18 protein-coding genes and 1 tRNA gene are annotated in these 20,264 nt (G+C 66.4%); 11 read left to right on the top strand and 8 right to left on the bottom strand.

Annotated elements, in window-relative coordinates:
• Positions 1 to 10: 10 nt before the first annotated feature.
• Positions 11 to 5,191 carry a glycosyltransferase gene (locus WDZ97_RS09895; RefSeq protein ID WP_425762639.1) on the top strand — a complete coding sequence of 1,727 codons (5,181 nt, stop codon included), beginning with the start codon at positions 11 to 13 and terminating at the stop codon, positions 5,189 to 5,191.
• Positions 5,188 to 6,033 carry a class I SAM-dependent methyltransferase gene (locus tag WDZ97_RS09900; RefSeq protein WP_425762640.1) on the top strand — a complete coding sequence of 282 codons (846 nt, stop codon included), beginning with the start codon at positions 5,188 to 5,190 and terminating at the stop codon, positions 6,031 to 6,033. The genes WDZ97_RS09895 and WDZ97_RS09900 overlap by 4 nt, the downstream gene beginning before the upstream one ends.
• Here WDZ97_RS09900 and WDZ97_RS09905 read toward each other — a convergent pair.
• A complete protein-coding gene (locus tag WDZ97_RS09905; RefSeq protein ID WP_425762641.1) occupies positions 5,981 to 6,952 on the bottom strand; it encodes a class I SAM-dependent methyltransferase in 972 nt (323 codons plus the stop codon). The genes WDZ97_RS09900 and WDZ97_RS09905 overlap by 53 nt on opposite strands.
• Before the next feature lie 148 nt (positions 6,953 to 7,100).
• Between WDZ97_RS09905 and WDZ97_RS09910 the strand changes: the two genes are divergently transcribed.
• On the top strand, positions 7,101 to 7,955 hold the full coding sequence (locus WDZ97_RS09910) for a class I SAM-dependent methyltransferase (protein ID WP_425762642.1): 855 nt from the start codon (positions 7,101 to 7,103) through the stop codon (positions 7,953 to 7,955).
• Between the two features lie 3 nt (positions 7,956 to 7,958).
• Here the strand turns inward: WDZ97_RS09910 and WDZ97_RS09915 are convergent, their stop codons facing one another.
• The 6 genes from WDZ97_RS09915 to WDZ97_RS09940 form a co-directional block, all read right to left on the bottom strand.
• Entirely contained in the window at positions 7,959 to 8,633 is a 675-nt protein-coding gene (locus WDZ97_RS09915; protein WP_425762643.1) for a methyltransferase domain-containing protein, read from the bottom strand.
• 11 nt (positions 8,634 to 8,644) lie between these two features.
• Positions 8,645 to 9,721, bottom strand: coding sequence for a class I SAM-dependent methyltransferase (locus tag WDZ97_RS09920; protein WP_425762644.1), 1,077 nt, complete (start codon positions 9,719 to 9,721; stop codon positions 8,645 to 8,647).
• Positions 9,722 to 9,821: 100 nt separating this feature from the next.
• Positions 9,822 to 10,721, bottom strand: coding sequence for a WcbI family polysaccharide biosynthesis putative acetyltransferase (locus WDZ97_RS09925; protein WP_425762645.1), 900 nt, complete (start codon positions 10,719 to 10,721; stop codon positions 9,822 to 9,824).
• The gene (locus tag WDZ97_RS09930) at positions 10,718 to 11,761 is read right to left on the bottom strand and encodes a GSCFA domain-containing protein (RefSeq protein WP_425762646.1); all 1,044 of its coding nucleotides are present in this window, start codon (positions 11,759 to 11,761) and stop codon (positions 10,718 to 10,720) included. The genes WDZ97_RS09925 and WDZ97_RS09930 overlap by 4 nt, the downstream gene beginning before the upstream one ends.
• A gap of 325 nt (positions 11,762 to 12,086) precedes the next feature.
• A tRNA-Pro gene (locus tag WDZ97_RS09935) sits at positions 12,087 to 12,163 on the bottom strand.
• A gap of 68 nt (positions 12,164 to 12,231) precedes the next feature.
• On the bottom strand, positions 12,232 to 13,194 hold the full coding sequence (locus WDZ97_RS09940) for a polyprenyl synthetase family protein (RefSeq protein ID WP_425762647.1): 963 nt from the start codon (positions 13,192 to 13,194) through the stop codon (positions 12,232 to 12,234).
• A gap of 151 nt (positions 13,195 to 13,345) precedes the next feature.
• Between WDZ97_RS09940 and rplU the strand changes: the two genes are divergently transcribed.
• The 4 genes from rplU (at position 13,346) to proB (ending at position 16,288) form a co-directional block, all read left to right on the top strand.
• Positions 13,346 to 13,657, top strand: coding sequence for a 50S ribosomal protein L21 (gene rplU / locus WDZ97_RS09945; protein WP_019919226.1), 312 nt, complete (start codon positions 13,346 to 13,348; stop codon positions 13,655 to 13,657).
• A 52-nt stretch (positions 13,658 to 13,709) separates the two neighbouring features.
• Positions 13,710 to 13,973, top strand: coding sequence for a 50S ribosomal protein L27 (rpmA, locus tag WDZ97_RS09950; protein ID WP_008057943.1), 264 nt, complete (start codon positions 13,710 to 13,712; stop codon positions 13,971 to 13,973).
• A gap of 124 nt (positions 13,974 to 14,097) precedes the next feature.
• Entirely contained in the window at positions 14,098 to 15,189 is a 1,092-nt protein-coding gene (cgtA, locus tag WDZ97_RS09955) for an Obg family GTPase CgtA (RefSeq protein WP_304003739.1), read from the top strand.
• The gene (gene proB / locus WDZ97_RS09960) at positions 15,173 to 16,288 is read left to right on the top strand and encodes a glutamate 5-kinase (RefSeq protein WP_304003740.1); all 1,116 of its coding nucleotides are present in this window, start codon (positions 15,173 to 15,175) and stop codon (positions 16,286 to 16,288) included. The genes cgtA and proB overlap by 17 nt, the downstream gene beginning before the upstream one ends.
• 24 nt (positions 16,289 to 16,312) lie before the next feature.
• Here the strand turns inward: proB and WDZ97_RS09965 are convergent, their stop codons facing one another.
• The gene (locus WDZ97_RS09965) at positions 16,313 to 17,770 is read right to left on the bottom strand and encodes a sensor histidine kinase (RefSeq protein ID WP_425762648.1); all 1,458 of its coding nucleotides are present in this window, start codon (positions 17,768 to 17,770) and stop codon (positions 16,313 to 16,315) included.
• A 122-nt stretch (positions 17,771 to 17,892) separates the two neighbouring features.
• Between WDZ97_RS09965 and WDZ97_RS09970 the strand changes: the two genes are divergently transcribed.
• From WDZ97_RS09970 to WDZ97_RS09985, 4 genes are all read left to right on the top strand, one after another.
• Complete coding sequence (locus WDZ97_RS09970) at positions 17,893 to 18,054, top strand: DUF1328 domain-containing protein (RefSeq protein WP_024300587.1); 162 nt, start codon at positions 17,893 to 17,895, stop codon at positions 18,052 to 18,054.
• 40 nt (positions 18,055 to 18,094) lie between these two features.
• Positions 18,095 to 18,733 carry a response regulator gene (locus WDZ97_RS09975; RefSeq protein WP_019919231.1) on the top strand — a complete coding sequence of 213 codons (639 nt, stop codon included), beginning with the start codon at positions 18,095 to 18,097 and terminating at the stop codon, positions 18,731 to 18,733.
• Positions 18,730 to 19,245, top strand: coding sequence for a response regulator (locus tag WDZ97_RS09980; RefSeq protein ID WP_304003742.1), 516 nt, complete (start codon positions 18,730 to 18,732; stop codon positions 19,243 to 19,245). Before WDZ97_RS09975 ends, WDZ97_RS09980 begins: the two co-directional genes overlap by 4 nt.
• 314 nt (positions 19,246 to 19,559) lie before the next feature.
• Positions 19,560 to 20,264 (top strand): PEPxxWA-CTERM sorting domain-containing protein, encoded by a 705-nt coding sequence (locus WDZ97_RS09985; protein ID WP_425762649.1) that lies wholly within the window; start codon positions 19,560 to 19,562, stop codon positions 20,262 to 20,264.

The following is a 20,264-nucleotide window of genomic DNA, read 5'->3' on the forward strand; positions in this document are numbered from 1 at the left end:
CGCACGCGCCGTGAATGCGACGGAGCTGATCCGGCAGGCCTGGCGGCATTTCGCCGACGGCGACAAGACGGCGGCCATGCACTGCGCGCAGCAGGCACATGCCACCGATGGCGGGCCGTCGGTCGCCGCTGCGCTGGGCTACTTCCTGCTCGATGCAGGTCGGATGGATGCGGCCGCGGACGTCCTGTTGCCGGCACTGGCCCGCGCTTCCCACTACGCACCGTTGCACTGGTATGCCGGCCTGCTGCACCAGCGCCGCGGCGACGTCGCGCCGGCGATCGAGGCTCTGCGCCGTGCCTGTCTGCTGGATGCCCGTCTGGATGAAGCCGCCTTCACGCTGGCCTGGCTGCTGCAGGACGTCGATCAGGTGTCCGAGGCCGCGATCTGGGCGGAGAAGGCGCTGCAGGCCTCCCGTCAACCGCAACGCCTGCTGCAATCGGCATGGCTGTCGCAGCGACAGGGAGCGCTGCGGGAGGCGATCGAGTTTTACGAGGAAGCCATTGCGGCCTTTCCTCATGGCGCGCCGGAACAGCGCACACTGCATCGCCACCTCGCGCAATGCCACGCAGCCCTGCACCGCCCCGATCTGGCCGGCGGTGCACTCGCTCGCGGACTCGAACATCTGCCCTTGGACGCCGAGTTGCTGACGGAACAGGCCTGTCACGAGTGGGACCAGGGCCGGCGCGCACACGCGCTCGCACTGGCGCGCAGCCAGGCGGACACCCATCCGGAACGGGCGGACGCCTGGTACCTGCTCGGCGTGCTGAGGCACCGCTCGGGCGATCTCGAAGCGGCTGAGCAGTGCTACGCCGAAGTCCAGCAGGGTGACCCGACGAACGCCGATGCGCTGCTGCGTCGCGCACAGATCCAGTCCGGCTGGGGTCGCGCCGAAGCGGCGCTGTGGCTGGTCGAACTCGTACTGCAGCAACAGCCGCAGTCCTTGCCGGCGCGTGCGCTGAAGGTGCAGGCGCTGCTCGACCTGAAGCGAACAGCCGACGCACGCCGGCAGCTGTGGGCACTGCTGCGCACTGCGCCGGGCGAAAGCGAGCTCTGGCGCCTGCTGGCGGCAGTGCATAGCCAGCGACGCCGGGGTGGCCTCGCGCGACGTGCGCTGGCGCGCGCCCTGCGCGTCGATGCGGACAATCTGGCCGCGCTGCGCGCGCTGGCCTGGCTGGCGCTCGAACAGGGCGAACTGCCGGTGGCGAAGGACGCCATGCGGCGGGCGCTCGCACTCAGCGGGGACGATCAAGGCACAAAAGTGCAGGCCGCCTTCGTGTTCGCAGCGGGCGACGAGCTGGCGCTGGCTGCGCAACTCGCGCAGACGGCGGTCGCGTACGACCCGCAGCAGGTCGATGCCTGGAGGGCCCTGGCCGAAGTGCGGCTGCGGCAGCGCCGCCTGAGCGAAGCCGAGACCGCCATCGAAACCGCCCTGCTGCTGCAGCCGGATCGTAGCGACAGCCTTCGGCAACTGGGCTGGATATTGCTCGCGGACCAGCGCCCGGGCCAGGCTCAGCTGGCCTTCCTGCGCCTGCGCGCGCTGCAACCGGATGATGTGCTGCTCTTGCTGGAACTGGCCGAGGCCTGTCTGCGCTGCGGCGATTTCAGCCACGGTCTGGAGGCGGTCGACGACGTACTTGCCCGGCAACCCGGTCATGCCCAGGCCATGCTGATGAAGGCCCGGTTGCTGACCGAGAGCGGCGACCCGCAGCCGGCCAGCGCGGTACGCGCGCTGGATCTGTGTCGTCGGCTGGCGAGCGAACACCGGAACGTGGCCGGTGCGGCCGCCGTGCTGGCGCGCCTCGTCGGTCTCGACGCTCCCGGCGCACGCGCGGCGCTGAAACAGGCCTCGGTACCGGAGCGGCGGGCCGCGCTGCGCGAGGCGCTGGCCGTGGCCATCGCGCGCCATGGTCATGACTGCGTCGACCGTCTGCTCACCGCCGCCGTGGAGGACTGTCCACCCGATCCGTGGGTCGACAGTGCGGCGCTGTATGGCGCAACGCTGTCCGACGCGTCGACGCCGGCCGATCTCGCGCGGGCCGCGCGCGACCTGTACCGCGCACTCAAGCTGCGGGCAGGCCTGGATCGAACGCCGCGGCCGCCCGCGCTGCGTCGGCACGGCGCGCGACTGCGCATCGCCTACGTCGCGGGGCAGCTGCACCAGAGCCTGCTGCGCCGGGTGCTCGCGAATCACGACGCCGAACAGGCCGACGTGTTCCTGTTCAGCAACCGTCCGCCGCCGGATCTGCCGCCGCACATCCACTGCGAGCCGCTGGTGGCTGCCCGACTGGCCGCATCGTGCGCGGCGAACCGCATCGACGTCGTGATCGATGCCGGCGGGCTGCATCCGTTCGAGGGCCAGTTCGAACTGCTGGAAGCCTACGCCCGCCGCATCGCGCCGTTGCAGGTGGGCTGGCTCGGTTGCCCGGTCACGGCCGGAGGGCTGTTCGACGTGCTGCTGACCGACGCTCACGCGGTGCCGGCCGCGCACGAGGCGTTCCACGAAGAGGCGCTGTGGCGGCTCGACGGCGGCCAGTGGTGCTGGGATCCGCCTGTTCATGCACCGCAGCCGCTGCCGCCGCCGGTGCTGCGCAATGGCGTCGTCACCTTCGGCGTCACCGCGCGCGGGCTGCGCATGACCGGCGCCTGCCTCGAAACATGGGCCCAGGTGGTCGCGGCGACCCCGCGATCGCGCATCCACTTCATCGGTGAAGTGGCCGGCGACTGGCCGCAGCGTACGCGCATCCTGGCCGTTCTGAACGCCCACGGCATCGACGGCGCACGCGTGGCGTTCGACCCGCCGCGCAGCCACGCCGGGCTGTTCGAATGGCTGCAGCAGATCGATCTGGTGCTCGACAGCTTTCCGGGCAACGGCGGGCTGAGCCTGTTCGAACCGCTGTGGATGGGCGTGCCGGTGATCAGCCTGGCGGGCGACTGGGCCGGCGCGCGCCAGGGGCTTTCCGTACTGGCCTCGCTCGGACTGGATAGCTGGGTGGCCGACAGCGCGGCCACCTATGTCGACACCGCGACCGCACTGGCCGCCGACGTCGATACGCTGCGACACCATCGCACCACCCTGCGCCAGCGCATGTACGAATCACCTCTGCTCGATGGACGCCGGGTGGCGCGCCAGATCGAGCAGGCGTGCGAGCGCATGCTCGATCTGGTTGCCGCAGACGCCGCCGAAGAGGACCCGAAGGCACAGATCCGCGCCCGGGCGCGCCGTGCGCTCCAGGTCTGGCTGGACAAGGCGACGGTCCTCGAACTGCCGGCGCTGCCGGCAAGCGTGGTGCCAGACCTGTCGGTGATCGTGGTCCTCTACAAGCAGGCCGGACTGACACGCACGACGCTGCAGGCGCTGGCCGACCAGCGGGGTGCGGTGTTCGAAACCCTCATCGTGGACAACGCGTCGGACGATGAAACGGACTCGCTGCTGCAACGCGTGCGCGGTGCGCTCATCGTGCGCAACGCAGAGAACGCCGGTTTCCTGCGCGCCGCCAATCAGGCAGCGGCGCTGGCACGCGGACGTCATCTGGTGTTCCTCAACAGTGACGCCGTCCTGCAGCAGGGCGCGCTGGCGGCGGCGCTCGCCCGGCTCGACGCCGAGCCGGCGATCGGGGTGCTCGGCGGCCGCATCGTGCTGACGGCGGGCGGATTGCAGGAAGCGGGCAACACGATCTTCCGCGACGGCTCGTCGCTGGGCATCGGCCGCGGCGAAGACCCCTTCTGCCCGGCGGCGATGGCGAGCCGGGCGACCGATTACGTGTCCGGCGTGTTCATGGCGGTGCGCACGCCTCTGTGGCGGATGCTGGGCGGCTTCGACGCGCGCTTCGCGCCGGCCTATTACGAGGACACGGATTTCTGCCTGCGCGCCTGGCGCGCCGGTTTCCGCGTGGTGTATGAGCCGGCGGTGCTGGTCGAACATCTGGAATGGGGCAGCGCCACGGGCGACGAAGCGCCCCGGCAGATGCGCGAGAACCGGCAGCGCTTCGTGGACCGCCATGGCGAATGGCTGAAGGGCCAGCCGGCACCCGCGCCACAGCCGCTGGCGGGCGATCGCTGGCGCTCGCCCGAGGACCACCCGCGCCGCCCGCGCGTGCTCATCCTCGACAACGAGGTGCCGCACATGGTGAAGGGCGGCGGTCTGCCACGCGCGCGCCTGATGCTGCAGGCATTGAGCGACTGGCCGGTCACCTTCTTTCCGCTGTGGCAGGAGGATGATGACTGGCGTGATGTGTACGCGTCGCTGCCCGCGACTACGGAAGTGGCGCTCGGCCACGGCATGGGCCGGCTCGAAGCCTTTCTCGACCAGCGTCGCGGTATCTATGACGTGCTCGTGGTGAGCCGTCCGCCCAATCTTCAGGCGCTGTCGCCGCTGTTCCGGCGCAGGCCGGAACTGTTCGCCGGCATGCGCATGATCTACGACGCGGAAGCGCTGTTCGCGTTGCGCGAGATTCCGGAAGCGGCGGTCAAGGGACGCCCGCTGACGCGGGCGGCGGCACAGACCCGTCTGGCCGCCGAGATCGGGCTGGCCAGAGGTGCCGATCAGGTGTGGGTGGTGTCGCAACGCGATGCCCGCCTGTTCCGCGCCGCCGGCCATCAGGTCCGGATACTGAGTCACGCGATATCGACCCGCCGCGCGGCACCGGGGCCGCAGCCGCGCAGCGGTCTGCTGTTCGTCGGCGCGCTGCATCCGGACACGCCGAACGAGGACGGTCTGGTCTGGTTCATCACCGAAGTCATGCCCCGGTTGCGCACCCTGTTGCCGCATGCGCCGGTACTGTCCGTCGTCGGCATCAACCGTTCGCGTCGCGTGAGCGATCTTGCCAGCGAAGACGTGCAGCTGATCGGTCCGGTGGACAACCTGGAGCCGCTTTACGACCGCGCACGCGTGTTCGTCGCGCCAGTGCGGTTTGCCGGCGGCGTGCCGGCCAAGGTGATCGAAGCGGCCGCCCACGGTGTGCCGGTCGTGGCCTCCGCCGTACTGGTGCGGCAGCTGGACTGGAGCGCGGGCATCGACATCCAGTCCGCACGCAATGCCGACGCCTTTGCTCGCGGCATCGCACGCCTTCTACATGACGATGAACTGTGGGCCCGGCAGCAACGCGCTGCTTGGGATCAGTGCGATGCCCGCTACAGCCCGGAGCGCTTCGGCCACATCCTGCGCGACGCGCTGTCGGAGGCACCGCGATGAGCGCCCGTCATCCGCTGGAAGAGCCCACGCTGCGGCGCTTCCGACATCTGATGGCGCACGGACTGACCGACGCCGCGCGCGATTGTCTGCTCGATGCACTGGTCCGCGAGCCCAATCTGCCCGGCGTGCACGTCGCGCTGGCGCGGCTGCGCTGGCCGGGGCCCGACTATCGTTTCTGGCTGGCCTGGTTCCACGCACACCTGACACCGCGGCTGTATCTGGAAATCGGCGTCGAGAAGGGCGAATCGCTGGCGCTGGCCCAGCCACCAACGCGGGTGGTGGGCGTGGACCCCGCTCCGCTCGGTGACCCGCTGCAGCACTGCCGTGCGAATGCGCGCCTTTACCGCCAGACCAGCGCCGACTTCTTCGCCGCCGTGCCGGCGGACAGCGGGCTGGTGCCCGACGGTTTCGACCTCGCCTTCATCGACGGTGATCACCACTTCGAAACCGTGCTGGACGACTTCATCGCCATCGAGCGCCACGCCGCGCCCGGAGCGGTCGTGCTGCTGCACGACACGCTGCCACTCAACGCGCTCACCGCCGCGCGCGAGCGCCGGACCGGGTTCTACACCGGCGACGGCTGGAAGATCGTGCCCTGTCTGCGGAGCCTGCGTCCTGATCTGCGCACCATGACGCTGCCGGCCGCGCCGACCGGCCTGACGGTGATCACCGGGCTAGACCCCGGAAACCGCGTGCTGAGCGACCGTCTGCCGCTGATCCGTCAGACCTATGCGGCGCTGCCGCCTGACCACGCCGTGGCGGCGCCGCACGCCGTGTTTTCGCTCGGCATCAACGATACGGACTGGGTGGCGCAGTGGCTGCAGTCCGCACTCGGGCGATGACGCATGCGAGATCCCGCTGCACGCGCCCGGACCGGAAAAGGTCGTCCTCGGCGCGCAACAGTGCGTGCAGCCAGGGCTCGGCCTCGGCGCTCATGAAGTTCTGCGCGATTGCGGCCAGCACCACGCGCATCAGTGCGCCGCCATAAGGTCGATGCTCGAACACGTCAAAGTGGTGGTCGAGCAGCGGCAGCACTTCCGACGAGCGCACCGCTTCGGTGGGGTCCACCGCAATCACCTCATCCACCGATGGCCGCCACAGATTGCCCTTGAGCTGCCCGTCGCCCGTCGTGCGAAGGTGGTGCGGCAGCATATCGACCAGCTGGTTCATGAAACGCAGTTGTGAATTCGCGCACTGGAAGCGGTCGGGGCCCACGTATTCGTCCAGGTAGAACCAGCCTGCCGGTGCCAGCAGCTGCGCCACGCCCGCATACAGGTCTTCGAGGTTGGCGCAGTGGTGCACGCTGGAAATGCCCAGCACGGCGTCGAAGCTGCCGGGTTCGAAACCGCGCTGCCCCACTGGCAGGCTGTTCATGTCCGCCTGCACGTAATGGATGCGCGCGCCAGCGGCTCTCGCCTGCTCGCGCGCCAGATCCAGCGCTTTGGCGGACAGGTCGATGGCCACGATCTCGTCAGCCCAGCCGGACCGGGCGACCATGCGTTCGTCCCTGCCCTGACCGCAGCCGAGGAAAAGCACCCGCCGGAGCGGCAGGGGTTGATGGGCTGCGACGACGCTGAAGAACCACTCGAGCGGCTCGACCGATGCGTCGCCGGTGACCTGCTCGTGCAGGCGCGCCTTGACCGCCGGAAGGTGGGTCCAGTGCAGGCCATGCGCGACCCAGGCAGCGGGATCTCCCCAGGCCGCATCGAGGCGGTGGACGAGTTCAAGGTCGATGTCGGGTACGGAGGGGCTTGGCGACACGGGAGGTTATGGCTGAAGTGTTCGGAAAATGCCGTTGCAGACCGGCATGCAATAATCCGGCAGCGACGCGGGCGGACGCATGCCGGCCAAGGGCGAGTTTGACACGGCCGCGCGGCGCGATCGGTCCATTCGAGTCGGAATTCACGCGATGAAGCAGCCCCCCGAGGTCGTCCCCGAGTTGTTTCCATCCGGCCACTTCTATTCGCCCTACCCCGATCCGCAGGAACTCCGGCGCAACGAGGACCGCCTGTTCGGCAACGTGCCGCGCGAACTGCCCGGCATCGACATGCGTGAGACCGCGCAGCTGGCCCTGCTTGAGCGCTTCGCGCTGCTGTACTCCACTCTCCCGTTCGCCGACCAGCCCACGCCCGGACTGCGCTATCACTACCTGAATCCGGCCTACGGTCATTCCGACGCAATCATGCTGCATTGCATGCTGCGCACGCTGGCGCCACGACGGCTGGTCGAGGTCGGCTCCGGCTACTCCTCGTGCGTGACGCTCGATACGGATCAGTATTTTCTGGGCCGCTCGCTGCGCACCACCTTCATCGATCCCTTCCCGCAGCTGTTGCAGTCCCTGATCAGTCCCGACGATGCGGCCCGTTCCACGATCATCGCCAGACCGCTGCAGGAGGTCGGTATCGACGTATTCAGGCAGCTGGAAGAGAACGACGTGCTGTTCGTCGACTCGACGCATGTCGGCAAGGTGGGCAGCGACGTCAATCGCCTGCTGTTCGAAATCTTTCCGGCGCTGGCGCCGGGTGTCGTGATCCACCTGCACGACATCTTCTATCCCTTCGAGTATCCGAAGGAATGGATTTACGAAGGTCGTGCCTGGAACGAGGCCTACATGGTCCGCGCCTTCCTGCAGCACAACGACCGTTTCCAGGTGCTGCTGATGAACACTTTCATGTCGCACTTCCACCGCACCTTCTTCGAAACCCGGATGCCCTTGTGCCTGCGAAACACCGGCGCCAGCCTGTGGCTACGCAAGGTGGGCTGAGCGTCACTGCTGCGGCTTGGCGTGACCGGTGAGCGCATGCAGGCGGGCTCCGTCTTCGGTCGCCGCCTGGGGATTCAGGATGCCTTCGACGCCGTAGCGGCGACCATTCATGTAGCGCTCGATGCGATCGAGCATGCAGTCCGCATGATGCATCGCACAGTCAGCATCCTTGACGAAGATGGCGACGAAGTCATTCCAGATATCGAGATGCTGATAGGTGGTGAACGATTCCAGCAGTGCCGGTCGATAGCCTGACCGTGTCCCCCAGCGTACGAGCGCCTCGCCTGCATCCGGATAGAAGCGCCAGCAGTCGACCGGATAGCGGTGGAATTCGCCGTTCGACGGCGCGTTCAGGTAGAACAGCCCATCCGGTTTGAGCACGCGCAGCACTTCGTTGAAAGTGAGCCAGAACATGTCGACATGTTCGAAACACGAACTGCTCACCACCACGTCTGCGACGCCGTCGTCGAACGGCAGCCGATAGGGGTCATCCAGCACCACGTCCACCCCGCGGCCGGCGGCGAAATCCAGACCTACATAGCGAGCGCCGGGTGGCGCCAGCTGACGCAGGGAGCCGTTGACGTCCTGCGATCCGATGTCGAGCATCAGCGCCGGAGTGCTTGCTTCGAAATAGGTCGAAAAGAACAGTCGGCCGTTCTCCATCGCGCTCGGATGCATGTCCGTTCCCTTCAGTCCGCACGTCGCCGGAGCAGCACGAGGTCCTGTGTGCCGGCCGTGGCGGGGATGATGTCCAGCACATCGAACCAGCGCGACCACCGGGTCATGATGTAGTCGGGCGAATGCATCACGTTACGGTAGTACGAAGGATGGTCGAGCACGGCCTGTAACTGGTCGTTGGCGCCGGTATCCAGTATGCCTCTGCGATGCGCTTCGAGATTCAGCGTGGGCGGCGTATCGAAGAACACCATCTGTGCGAGCCCCTGGACCGACAGCAGGAGCAGCGCGCCGGGGCGCGTGATCCGACGCAGCTCTTCAAGCCATGCGTCCTGCACCGGCTCGTCAAGGTGGGTGAGCACCGACAGCCCGATCACCAGATCGAATGCGCCATCCGGAAAGGGCGTGGGCGGCATCAGATCGATGTGGACGAAGCGGGCGCCGGGCAGCGTGCGGTCACAGCAGGCGACGTTGTCGGCGTCGATGTCGATACCCGTCACCGACGGCGACAGCAGCGTCAGGTAGCGGCTCAGCCGGCCGGCGCCACACCCCCAGTCGAGGATGGCCTCGAAGGAGCCGATGGGACGGTCGAAACGCTCAAGCAGCAGTTGCTCGACGTGCTTGGCGATGGTGGCGCCGCCCAGCCGGAAGATCTGCGCGTTGTCCGTGCCAATGACGCGCTCGATCTGCGCTGGCGACGGCATGTCGGGCTCGCGCGCGGGGTCGGCCAGATACCACGCGGTGCGGTACGACAGCCGGTGTTCGCCGAACGGGCCGGTCACGTTCAGGCGGATGAAGCCGTCGGCAAACAGGTCCGGCCTGCCGTCGCGGCGATGCCTGCAGAAGAAGCGCGAGTTCACGGCATGCGGGATGTGAGCGAACGGCGCCAGCAGGTCCGGCGACGCTAACGCACGATCGACCTGATCGAAATCGGCACCGTTGATCAGGAAGCGCAGCTGCGCCGGCTCGTTCCAGATCGACAGCGCCCATCCGGATACCGTGATGTCGTCGTCCGTGACGGCGATGTAGTCCGGCATCCATCCCAGATAGCGGGCGGCGGCGATCTGGATGTCGGCGTGATAGATGTTCATGCGTATGTCGTCGAGTATCCGGAGGGCGAGTGCGTCGCGGCCCTGCCCTCACCGGGCAGGCGCAGCACACCGGCGCAATCGGTCAGCGCCTGGGCATGGTTCATGGGCGAACGTGCTCACTCAAGAATCGTGCCGCCCGCTCGATGGCCGGGGAGAACCAGTCGGCACTTTCCAGGCGATTCTCGGTGTAGCACGCGTAGCTGCTTTCAATCAGCTCCCCCCAGGAAATCATCCGCTCGCCATGGGTCAGCCGCAGGGCTTCGGCAGGCCTCACTTCGTCACACTCGCCAAACGTGGATCCGGGCAACCCAGGGTAGACCGGCCACAGCAAGGAGTACTTCAGCAGCCAGTCCTCCGGCGGAGGCACAGCCAGAGGTTCGACGTTCACCCGGGCCAGCATCTGCTTTGCCAGTTCGAACAGGACGGACACGGCCGGGTGGTTCGGGCAGTGCATGAAGGTGCGGCGGGCAGCAAAAATGTAGCGGGCGTCGAACCCCAGATTCGAGAAACTGTCCAGTAGGGCCTGTCGGTGGTGCGCAAAGTCGCTCACATAACCAAGACCGGCGTAGACGAAGCGATTGAACAGCGCAGGCACGCGCGTTGCGGGCAGCTTGCAGAGGTAGGCAGCGGCGATAATGGCCGAGTGATAGTGGGCGGCGACAGTCTGCACATAGGTGCCGTTGCAGCGGAGCACGCAGCTGTCCGGATGAAACCCGCCGAACACCACGGTCGGAATGGCGATCACCGAACGCGGACGCGCCCGCGACAAGGCGTTCCGCAAGGCCTGCTGAGGCCCCGCGCTGGCAACCGCATACTCCGGCAGGTGCGCGAACAGCACATCCACCTCGTTCGCCAAAGCCATCACGGCCGCCAGCGTCGACTCGTCACCGTCCTCCAGCTGCTCGACCTGTATCGCATCGAACAGATGATCGGGCGCAAGCGCTTCGAGACAGTCGAGCAGGCCGCGCGACTGGCAATTACCGACGATGCCGAATCTCATGGTGCGGTCAGCTGCTCTTCGTCACACCACACTTCGTACCACTGGTCACGCTCCGACCGGGTGGTCTGCGCGGCCGGCGATGCGTGCGCCGGCGTCTCGGTGGCCGGGCCCTGTGCCAGGTAAAGCCGCGTGAAGTAATCGACCACGTCGCGCACCCCCTCGGGAGTCACGTGGCGCATGTCTGCCTGAAAGTAGCGCCCCATCGTGTGATGGCCGGCAACGCACTCATAGGAGGGAAAGTAGGTAGTCAGATCGTCCTCTCGCGTCATCATGTCCGCCACCACGCGCAGTGCCGCCTTGGTGTAGCTGTTGGATACCAGCACATGACGCGGTTCGTAGGTGGCCGCGATGGACACCGGCGACACACTCAGGACCAGCTTCACCGATGGATTCAGCAGGCGCAGATTGCTGATTAGGTGCCGCAGGTCATCCACCATCTCTGGCACCGAAAAATTGTGGAAGCGGCAGTCCGACTCCCCTTCCGGCCCGCCGTGCACGCCGGGCGCCAGCGGAAACACGGCGCCATCGAAATCGGATACCCATGCTTCGGTCATCCCCAGCGTGAACACGAATACGTCGCACTGCTCGAACATCCGGCGTACGGCCGCCAGGTGCGATACACGGTCCGCGAGCAGATCATCGAGCGTGGCAAAGCCATTCGGCTCGACATTGGGCCGGAACGGGTCAACGAACGCATCGCCCCAGCGCCAGGCCAGCTCGCGAGGCTCGAACAATCCGTACGCGCGCTCGAACAGCTGAAGCAGTTGCCGCACGGTATAGATGTTGCCAAAACGCGCCGGGTAGACGCCGAACTGGCGGTCTGCCGGCCCGGTTTCAGTCACCAGATAGCTGAAGCCCTGCGTCGGCAGGAGGCGAGCCAGATGTTGCGCAAAGCAACTTCCCGCCGACACGATCCTGTCCGTCGTGTGGATCACGAGGTCGTCGTTCCCGGCCGGAACCTGCGTCATGTCGAACCCGGCAACGCCAGCGGTGCGCGACCAGAAGGCGGTGTCCGGCAGATCGGTGTAGGGATGCGGCATTGCAGTGAGCTGGGCTGTTTCGTTCCGGGTCGCCAAGGCTACATCGAACAGGACGGTTTTTCGACCTGGGTCGAGTGTGGCGGAGCCTTACACCCGAAACGCGTCCGACGAAGGGAAAGCTGCCAACGTGCATAGGGCCCGAGGCCCGACCGCGGAGAATTGCAGGAAGCCGGACCGAGCGGCCCTTCCTGCTCGAGGAGATGTTTTGCGTGAGCGCGTTTCGCCGGATGGTGGCACGCCGGCGTACGCCACAGAAGGCATGCCCCGGACGCAGGTCCGGAAAACAAAAAAGCCACCCCGGAGGGTGGCTTTTTCGCGGGATTCTTGGTCGGGGAAAGAGGATTCGAACCTCCGGCCCCTGCGTCCCGAACGCAGTGCTCTACCAGGCTGAGCTATTCCCCGAACCTCACAGCAAACTACCGAGGCAGCTCGTCGTGCCCGTTGCCGTAAGCAACGAGGCGCGCACTTTACTAGAACTTTCTCTCGACTGCAAACGTTGCCAGATCGAGCAGGCTCTGCAGATATTCATTCGCCTGCAGTCCGGCCAGTTCCGCGCGCGCCAGTTCTGCTTCCTCCTTCGCGCGAACGCGGGCGATCTCGAGCGCGCCACTGTCCACCACCGCCTTCAGCACGTCGGCCCAGTCGTCGCGCCCGCCCTCCTCGATGGCATGCCGGACGACGGCAACCTGATCCGGCGTCCCGTTCTTCATCACGTGGATCAGCGGCAGCGTGGGCTTGCCCTCGGCCAGGTCGTCACCGAGGTTCTTGCCGATCGATCCTTCGTCGCCCGAGTAATCGAGGATGTCATCGACCAGCTGGAAGGCGGTGCCCAGGTGCATGCCGAACCGTGCGAAACGCTCCTCGACGTCGGCATCGACGCCGGCCAGCATGGCGCCGAGGCGGCTGGCCGCCTCGAACAGCTTGGCGGTCTTGTAGCGGATGACCTGCAGATAGCGGTCTTCGTCGACGTCGGCATCGTGGCAGTTCAGCAACTGCAGCACCTCGCCCTCGGCGATGATGTTGGTCGCCTCGGCCAGCACGGCCTGCACGCGCATGCTGCCGACCGACACCATCATCTGGAAGGCGCGCGAGTAGAGGAAGTCACCGACCAGCACCGAGGCCGCGTTGCCGAACAGCGCGTTGGCGGTCTTGGCGCCACGGCGCAGCTCCGATTCATCCACCACGTCGTCGTGCAGCAGCGTCGCGGTATGGATGAACTCGACCACGGCGGCCAGTTCGGTACGATGCGTCCCCGAATAGCCGCAGGCGCCCGAGGTGAGCAGCACCAGCGCAGGACGCAGCCGCTTGCCGCCGGCACCGATGATGTACTCGGCCACCTGGCGCACCAGCACGACGTCCGAGTGCAGGCGCTCGCGGATGACGCCATCCAGCGCGCGCATGTCGTCCGCAATCAGGCTGTAAAGACGGTTCATTGAAGACAAGGAAGTGCTGCCGGACGCGGAAAAACGCGGATGGTAGCAGCGCGCGAAAACCCGTCAAGCCGTTGATGTTTCGCAGCCTTTGACAAAAAGCCAGCGTCTCGGATATAGTTGTGGATTCCCTTAAACCTTACTGGGGTTACACATGTACGCGGTCATAAAAACCGGTGGCAAGCAGTATCGCGTTGCCGCTGGCGAAAAAATCAAGGTAGAACAGATACCTGCGGATGTGGGCTCGGAAATCGTGATCGACCAGATTCTGATGGTCGGTGAGGGCGAATCGGTCAAGATCGGTGCGCCCCTGGTTGCCGGTGCCAGCGTTCGTGCAACGGTGCTCACTCAAGGGCGCCACAAGAAAGTGACGATTTTCAAGATGCGCCGTCGCAAGCACTACCAGAAGCATCAAGGTCATCGTCAGAACTACACCGAACTGCGCATCGAAGCCATCAACGGCTGAGAATGTTGAAAAATGCGCTGAGCAGGGCTGAGCGTATCCAGGAGAGCATCAAATGGCACACAAAAAAGGCGGCGGCAGTACGCGTAACGGCCGCGACTCAGAATCGAAACGCCTTGGCGTCAAGAGCTATGGCGGTCAGCTGATTTCGGCAGGCAGCATCATCGTGCGTCAGCGCGGCACCGAGTTCCACCCCGGCGACAACGTCGGCATGGGCAAGGACCACACGCTGTTCGCCAAGATTGACGGCGTCGTGCAGTTCGTCGTCAAGGGTGCAAACCGCCGTCGCGTGGTCACCATCGTTCCGGCTGCAGCCTGATTCCGGCTCGCCTGAACCGAAGCCCTGCCCGCGAGGCAGGGCTTTTTGTTTCTGCCGCCTGCGCATGCGGCGGCACCAAGCAAGAATTCGATATCCCAGTCACTCCAGGCACGCGTGAAGCGAAATGAAATTCTTTGACGAAGCGAAGATAGAGGTCATCGCCGGCGATGGCGGCAATGGCTCGGCCTCGTTCCGCCGCGAAAAATTCATTCCGTTCGGCGGTCCGGACGGTGGTGACGGCGGCCGCGGCGGCAGCATCTGGGCGGTCGCCGACCGCAACCTGAATACGCTGATCGATTTCCGCTACACGCGCATGTTCCGCGCCGCAAGCGGCGAGAACGGTCGCGGCGCCGACTGCTATGGCAAGGGCGGCGACGACCGCGAGTTGCGCATGCCGGTCGGCACCACGATCACCGATCTGGCAACCGGCGAAGTGATCGCCGACCTCGACCACGACGGCGCCCGGGCGATGATCGCCAGAGGCGGCCGCGGCGGTCTGGGCAACCTGCATTTCAAGTCGAGTACCAACCGCGCGCCGCGCCAGACCACGCCGGGCGAAGCCGGCGAGCGACGCGAACTGAAGCTCGAACTGAAGGTGCTGGCCGACGTCGGTCTGCTCGGCATGCCAAATGCCGGCAAGTCCACCTTCATCCGCGCCGTTTCGGCGGCGCGCCCCAAGGTCGCCGACTATCCCTTCACCACGCTGGCGCCGAATCTCGGCGTCGTACGTGTCGACGACTCGCGCAGCTTCGTCATCGCCGACATTCCGGGTCTGATCGAAGGTGCTGCCGAAGGCGCCGGCCTCGGCCACCAGTTCCTGCGCCATCTGCAGCGCACCCGCCTGTTGCTGCATCTGGTCGATCTGGCCCCCTTCGATCCGGAAGCGGATCCGCTGCACGACGCACGCGCCATCGTCGAGGAGCTCCGCCGCTACGATGAATCCCTATACCAGAAACCGCGCTGGCTGGTGCTGAACAAGATCGACCTGATTCCCGAAGAAGAGCGCGAACAGCGCGTGCGTGATTTCGTCGAGGCCTTCGGCGCCGAACGTGCGTTCAGCATTTCGGCGATGACACGTCAGGGCTGCGATGCGCTGTGCTACGCCATCATGGATCACGTGGAAGCGACCCGTCCGCCGCCCGAACCGGAGCCGGACGTGCGCAATCTGGACGCCAGCGAACCGGGCGATGGAGCGGACGATGAGAACGCGCCTTGAGAATGCGAAGCGGCTGATCGTCAAGGTCGGCAGCGCGCTGGTCACCAATAACGGCGCTGGGCTGGACCTCGGCGCACTGCAGGAATGGGCGCGCCAGATCGCCGCACTGCGCGCCGAAGGGCGCGAAGTGCTGCTGGTATCGTCGGGCGCCATCGCGGCCGGCATGCAGCGTCTGGGCTGGAGCACCCGCCCCAGCGCGATGCACGAACTGCAGGCCGCTGCCGCCGTCGGCCAGATGGGTCTGGCCCAGGCCTACGAAGGCGCCTTCTCGCAGTACGGGCTGGCCAGCGCGCAGATCCTGCTGACGCACGAAGACCTCGCCGATCGCACCCGCTACCTGAATGCCCGCTCCACCCTGTCCACGCTGATGGAGCTCGGCGTGGTGCCGGTGATCAACGAGAACGACACCGTCGTCTACGAAGAAATAAAGTTCGGCGACAACGACACGCTGGGCGCGCTGGTCGCCAACCTGACCGAAGCGGACTGCCTGGTCATCCTGACCGATCAGAACGGCCTCTACACCGCCGACCCGCGCAAGGATCCGTCCGCCACGCTGATCAGCGAAGGCGAAGCCGACGACCCGCGCTTCGAGTCGATGGCCGGCGGCGCCGGTACCGGCATTTCGCGCGGCGGCATGATCACCAAGGTGCGTGCCGCCCGCCGCGCCGCGCGCAGCGGTGCCGACACGGTGATCGCCAGCGGCCGCGAGCCGGACGTGCTGCTGCGTCTGGTGCGCGGCGAAGCGCTCGGCTCCTTCCTGAAGGCGGGCAACACGCCGCTGGCTGCGCGCAAGCAGTGGCTGGCCGATCACCTGCAGCTCGCCGGCACGCTGATACTGGACGAAGGGGCCGTGAAGGCGCTCGGCGAAGGTCGCAGCCTGCTGCCGATCGGCGTGACCGAGGTGCAGGGGCAGTTCGAACGCGGCGCGGTCGTCGCCTGCCGCGACAGCACCGGGCGCGAACTGGCGCGCGGCCTGATCAATTACTCGGCGTCGGAAACCCGGCGCATCGCGCGTCGCCCGTCGGCCGACATCGAGGCTTTGCTCGGTTACGTCGACGAACCCGAACTGATACACCGCGACAACATGGTTCTCGCCTGACGCACCCGGCCGGGTGCGTCAATTTCACGCCAACGGCAGCGCGAATTCCAGCAAGGTGCCACGCTCCGGTGCCGGACCGATGGCAAAGCGGCCGCCCAGCGCATCGGCGCGATATTTCATGCCGAGCAGGCCGTGCGAACCGGTCTTGCCGCGCGCCGTGGCGGCGATGCCGACACCGTTGTCGCGGATTTCGAGCCGGACGGTCGGCCCATCGACCGTCAACGCGATGCGCACTTCGGTCGCCTGCGCGTGCTTCCTGATGTTCGTCAGCGCTTCCTGCGCGACACGGTAGATCGCGATCGCCCTGTCCCGATCCAGCTCCAGTGCATCCGGCAGTTCCAGGTCGACCGTGAACGGCGCTGAAGCGCGCGTCTCTTCGGCCAGCGACTCGAGCGCAGGCAACAGGCCCAGATGGGTCAGCACGGTCGGCACCAGACCTTCGATCACGCGCCGCTTGATCTGCACGCCCTGCTCCAGGATGTCGCAGACGCGCGACAGCGACTCGACGTCCGGACTGTCCTGCTTGCGCGCCCGGCGCAGCAGCATCGACGCCTCCATCCGGCTGGCGGTCAGGATGGATCCCAGTTCGTCGTGCAGTTCGCGCGCCAGCGCGGACTTCTGCCGCTCGGCCTCGGTCTGCAGGTGGCTGGCCAGCTCCGACAGCTCTTCGGTGCGCACCCGCACCAGCGCGTCGAGCTCGTCGCGCGCCGCGCGCAGGCGGTCGGCGATCTGCGCTTCGGCCTGGCTGCGCATCGCATAGGCACGCAACAGCAGGATGAGCATCAGCACGCCAATGGCGATGACGACGATGGCCGCCGCACGCTGGCGTTCGATTTCCTCGCCCAGCAGCGTCATCTGCTCCTCCAGATAGGCGCGCTCGGTGCGCACCAGCGGTTCGAGTGCTTCGCGCAGTTCGTTCTGGTCGACCACCGGCGGCAGGAAGGCGTCCATCACCTCGACCGGGCTCGCATCCTGCGGCAGCGCCCGCAGCCGTTTCAGCTCCTCGGATTCCGCTGCGGTCAGGCGCTTGACGACGGCGACGCGCTCCTCGTCTATGCCCCGACGGGCTGCCCAGCCGAGCACATGGGTGCCCGCCTCGGCGAGACGCTGCACCGTAGCCAGATGCTGCGCCAGATGATCGGGCGACGGCTCCTCGGTGTAGCGTGCCTCGGTGGCCACCCCCTGCGCATTGTCGTAGACCAGATTGTTCAGCGCCGCCAGCGACAGGCGCGAAGCGTCGATTTCCTCGCGTTCGCGCTGCATGCCCTGGAAGGTGGTCTCGGACACCGCGGCGAAAGCCACGCCGATCAGCACCACCAGCAGCGCCCCCCAGCGGAAGCGAGCCAGCCGCATCAGCACGCTGTCGGTCAGGCGTTCCGCGCCGTCGGTCGCCGACCCGGCCTTGCGCGCCGCACGCGACAACCCTTCGACGATGGCGCGATGCCGCGCCGCCGCCTTCGCCGAGCGTTCCGCGTCAGACATGTCCGACGCCCCCGCCATGGCGCGGACGACAGCCCGTATCGGGCGTCCCGCCTAGGATTCGATCACGCACGCTGGCAACGCCGTCCGTGCCGGCCCTGTTCCTGTTCATCAAGGAGGCTGTCATGCTTCACTATGCCCTTATCTTCTTCATCGTTGCGCTGATCGCGGCATTGTTCGGCTTCGGCGGCCTCGCCGCAAGCGCGGCCGGCATCGCCAAGATCCTGTTCTTCGTATTCCTCGCGCTGACAATCGCCTCCTTCGTGGTGGGACTGTTCAAGCGCTGAGGCGGATAATCCGCTCAGCTTCCACGACGACCACGCCATCATGCAAAAGAAACGCGTACTGCTCGCTGACGACCACCAGATCGTGCGCAACGGCCTGCGCCAGCTGATCAATGCCGAAGCCGACCTCGAAGTCGGCGCTGAAGCGTCGACCAGTGCCGAAACGCTTACCCTGCTGCGCCAGCAGGACTTCGACGTGCTGCTGCTCGACATTTCGATGCCCGACCGCGACGGCATGGACACGCTGCGCCTGCTGCGCACGCACCGGGCCGATCTGCCGGTGCTCATCATCAGTGCCTACGCCGAGGAACAGTACGCGCTGAACATGCTGCGCGCCGGTGCCAACGGCTACATCCGCAAGGATGCCGACGTGGACGACATCCTGACCGCCATCCGCACCGTACTGCGCGGTCGCCGCTACGTGAGCGACACCGTTGCCGACCTGCTGACGCAGCGCCTGAGCGGCGACGCAGACGCCCCGGCGCACCAGCAGTTGTCGGAACGCGAGTTCCAGGTGCTGCACAAGCTGGCGACCGGCAAGTCGGTCACCGAAATTGCCGACGAACTGTTCATCAGCGTGAAGAGCGTCAGCACCTACCGCAGCCGTCTGCTCACCAAGCTGAACCTGAAGAGCAATGCGGAACTGACCTACTACGCGCTGAAGAATGGTTTGATCGAATGAGTACGTCTGTCGGCTCGCACCTACATCCGGCGCCGCAAGGTGGTGAGATACTTGGCGCGCAATCCAATCCCTATCGCCCCACCGACTACGAAGCGCACAGAGCCGTGCAACCGCATCCGTCGCCCGCCACTCCTCCGCTCGCCCGTTCGCGCCCGCTGCGCGTGCTGCTGGTCGAGGACTCGCTGCTGATCCGAAAGCATCTGGTGTCATTGCTCGAGGACAGCGAGGGCATCGTCGTCTGTGGCGAGGTCGATACCGAAGCCGACGCGCTGACTGCCTTGCGTGTCGGCCGCTTCGATGCGGTGGTGGTCGACCTGCAGTTGCGCGAGGGCAGCGGTTTCGGCGTCTTGCAGCACCTGAAGCTGAACCATCCGGATCTGCTCGCCATCGTGCTGACCAACAGCAATACCGCGGCCATGCGCGCGCGCAGTCTGGCGCTGGGCGCTCATCACTTCCTCGACAAGTCGAGCGAATTCGAACGCGTCGCCGAGCTGCTCGAAGGCCTGCGCTGAGCGCTCTTCGCGCCCCCACCCCAGAAGACTAACGACAGCCGCAGCTGCGAATTTCGTAAGCATTCCGCCGTACGTCTCCACGCGCGATCTCATGCAAAAGTCATCACCCTCCCGCTTCGACGAGCGCGCTGCGGCATAGTGTCGCACCCTGAAATTCCGCGGTTTCGATGCAGCACAATCCCGTCCCGGACGTTGCGTAGTTGAGGCGACGCGCGTGACCTCACGAGGTCCGCGTTGCGATGCCTGAGCGACCCTCGTCGCCTGAAATCCGCCTGCATTCGCCTCGACTGCAGGCATCTACGAGGACGAGATGCATGAACCGCTTTCTGAATTTCGGCGTCGCGCTCGCGCTGTCGGCCGGCATGACCGTCGCCCACGCCGCAAGCAGCTACGACGTAGTCACCACGTGGTACGAACCCGACACGCAGCCGAACAACACCATTTTCACCGGCAGCTTCGACTACGACGCCGCGACGCGCACGGTCACGAATCTGCACGGTCAGTTGAGCGAATCGATGACCGGCATGATGGGCGGCGGAATGACCTGGCTGTCGCTCGATCATCAGCTGGTGTCGTGGTACGACGCGGCGCTCGGCGGCACCTTCGCCGCCGCGTTCAGGAACGCCAACACCAACACCTTCTGGACCGGCGCCGGTGGCAACGGCTGGTCGCCTGCGTCGGGTATCGCGGCCGGCGGCGTCCACTACGGTTTTCCCGCCACCCGCACCAATCCGGGCAATGCCTACGCACTCATCTTCATTCCCGATGATCCGCTCGCTGCACTGACTCAGACGCAGATCAACAAGCTGGCCTACGCCGACTGCGCAGCCGGCGGCATGATGGGCGCCGTGTGCATGACCGGCACCAGCGTGGCTGGATACGGCGCCGAGGGCACGATGAGCGGATACCCGCTGTCGCAGACCATCACCGCGGCGGTGCCGGAGCCCGAAACCTGGGGCCTGATGCTGGCCGGCCTGACCCTGATCGGCGCCGTCGCGCGTCGCCGCCGGGCGATCTGA

Source organism: Methyloversatilis sp. MC4-4 (assembly GCF_049843555.1).
Lineage (GTDB): Bacteria > Pseudomonadota > Gammaproteobacteria > Burkholderiales > Rhodocyclaceae > Methyloversatilis > Methyloversatilis discipulorum_B.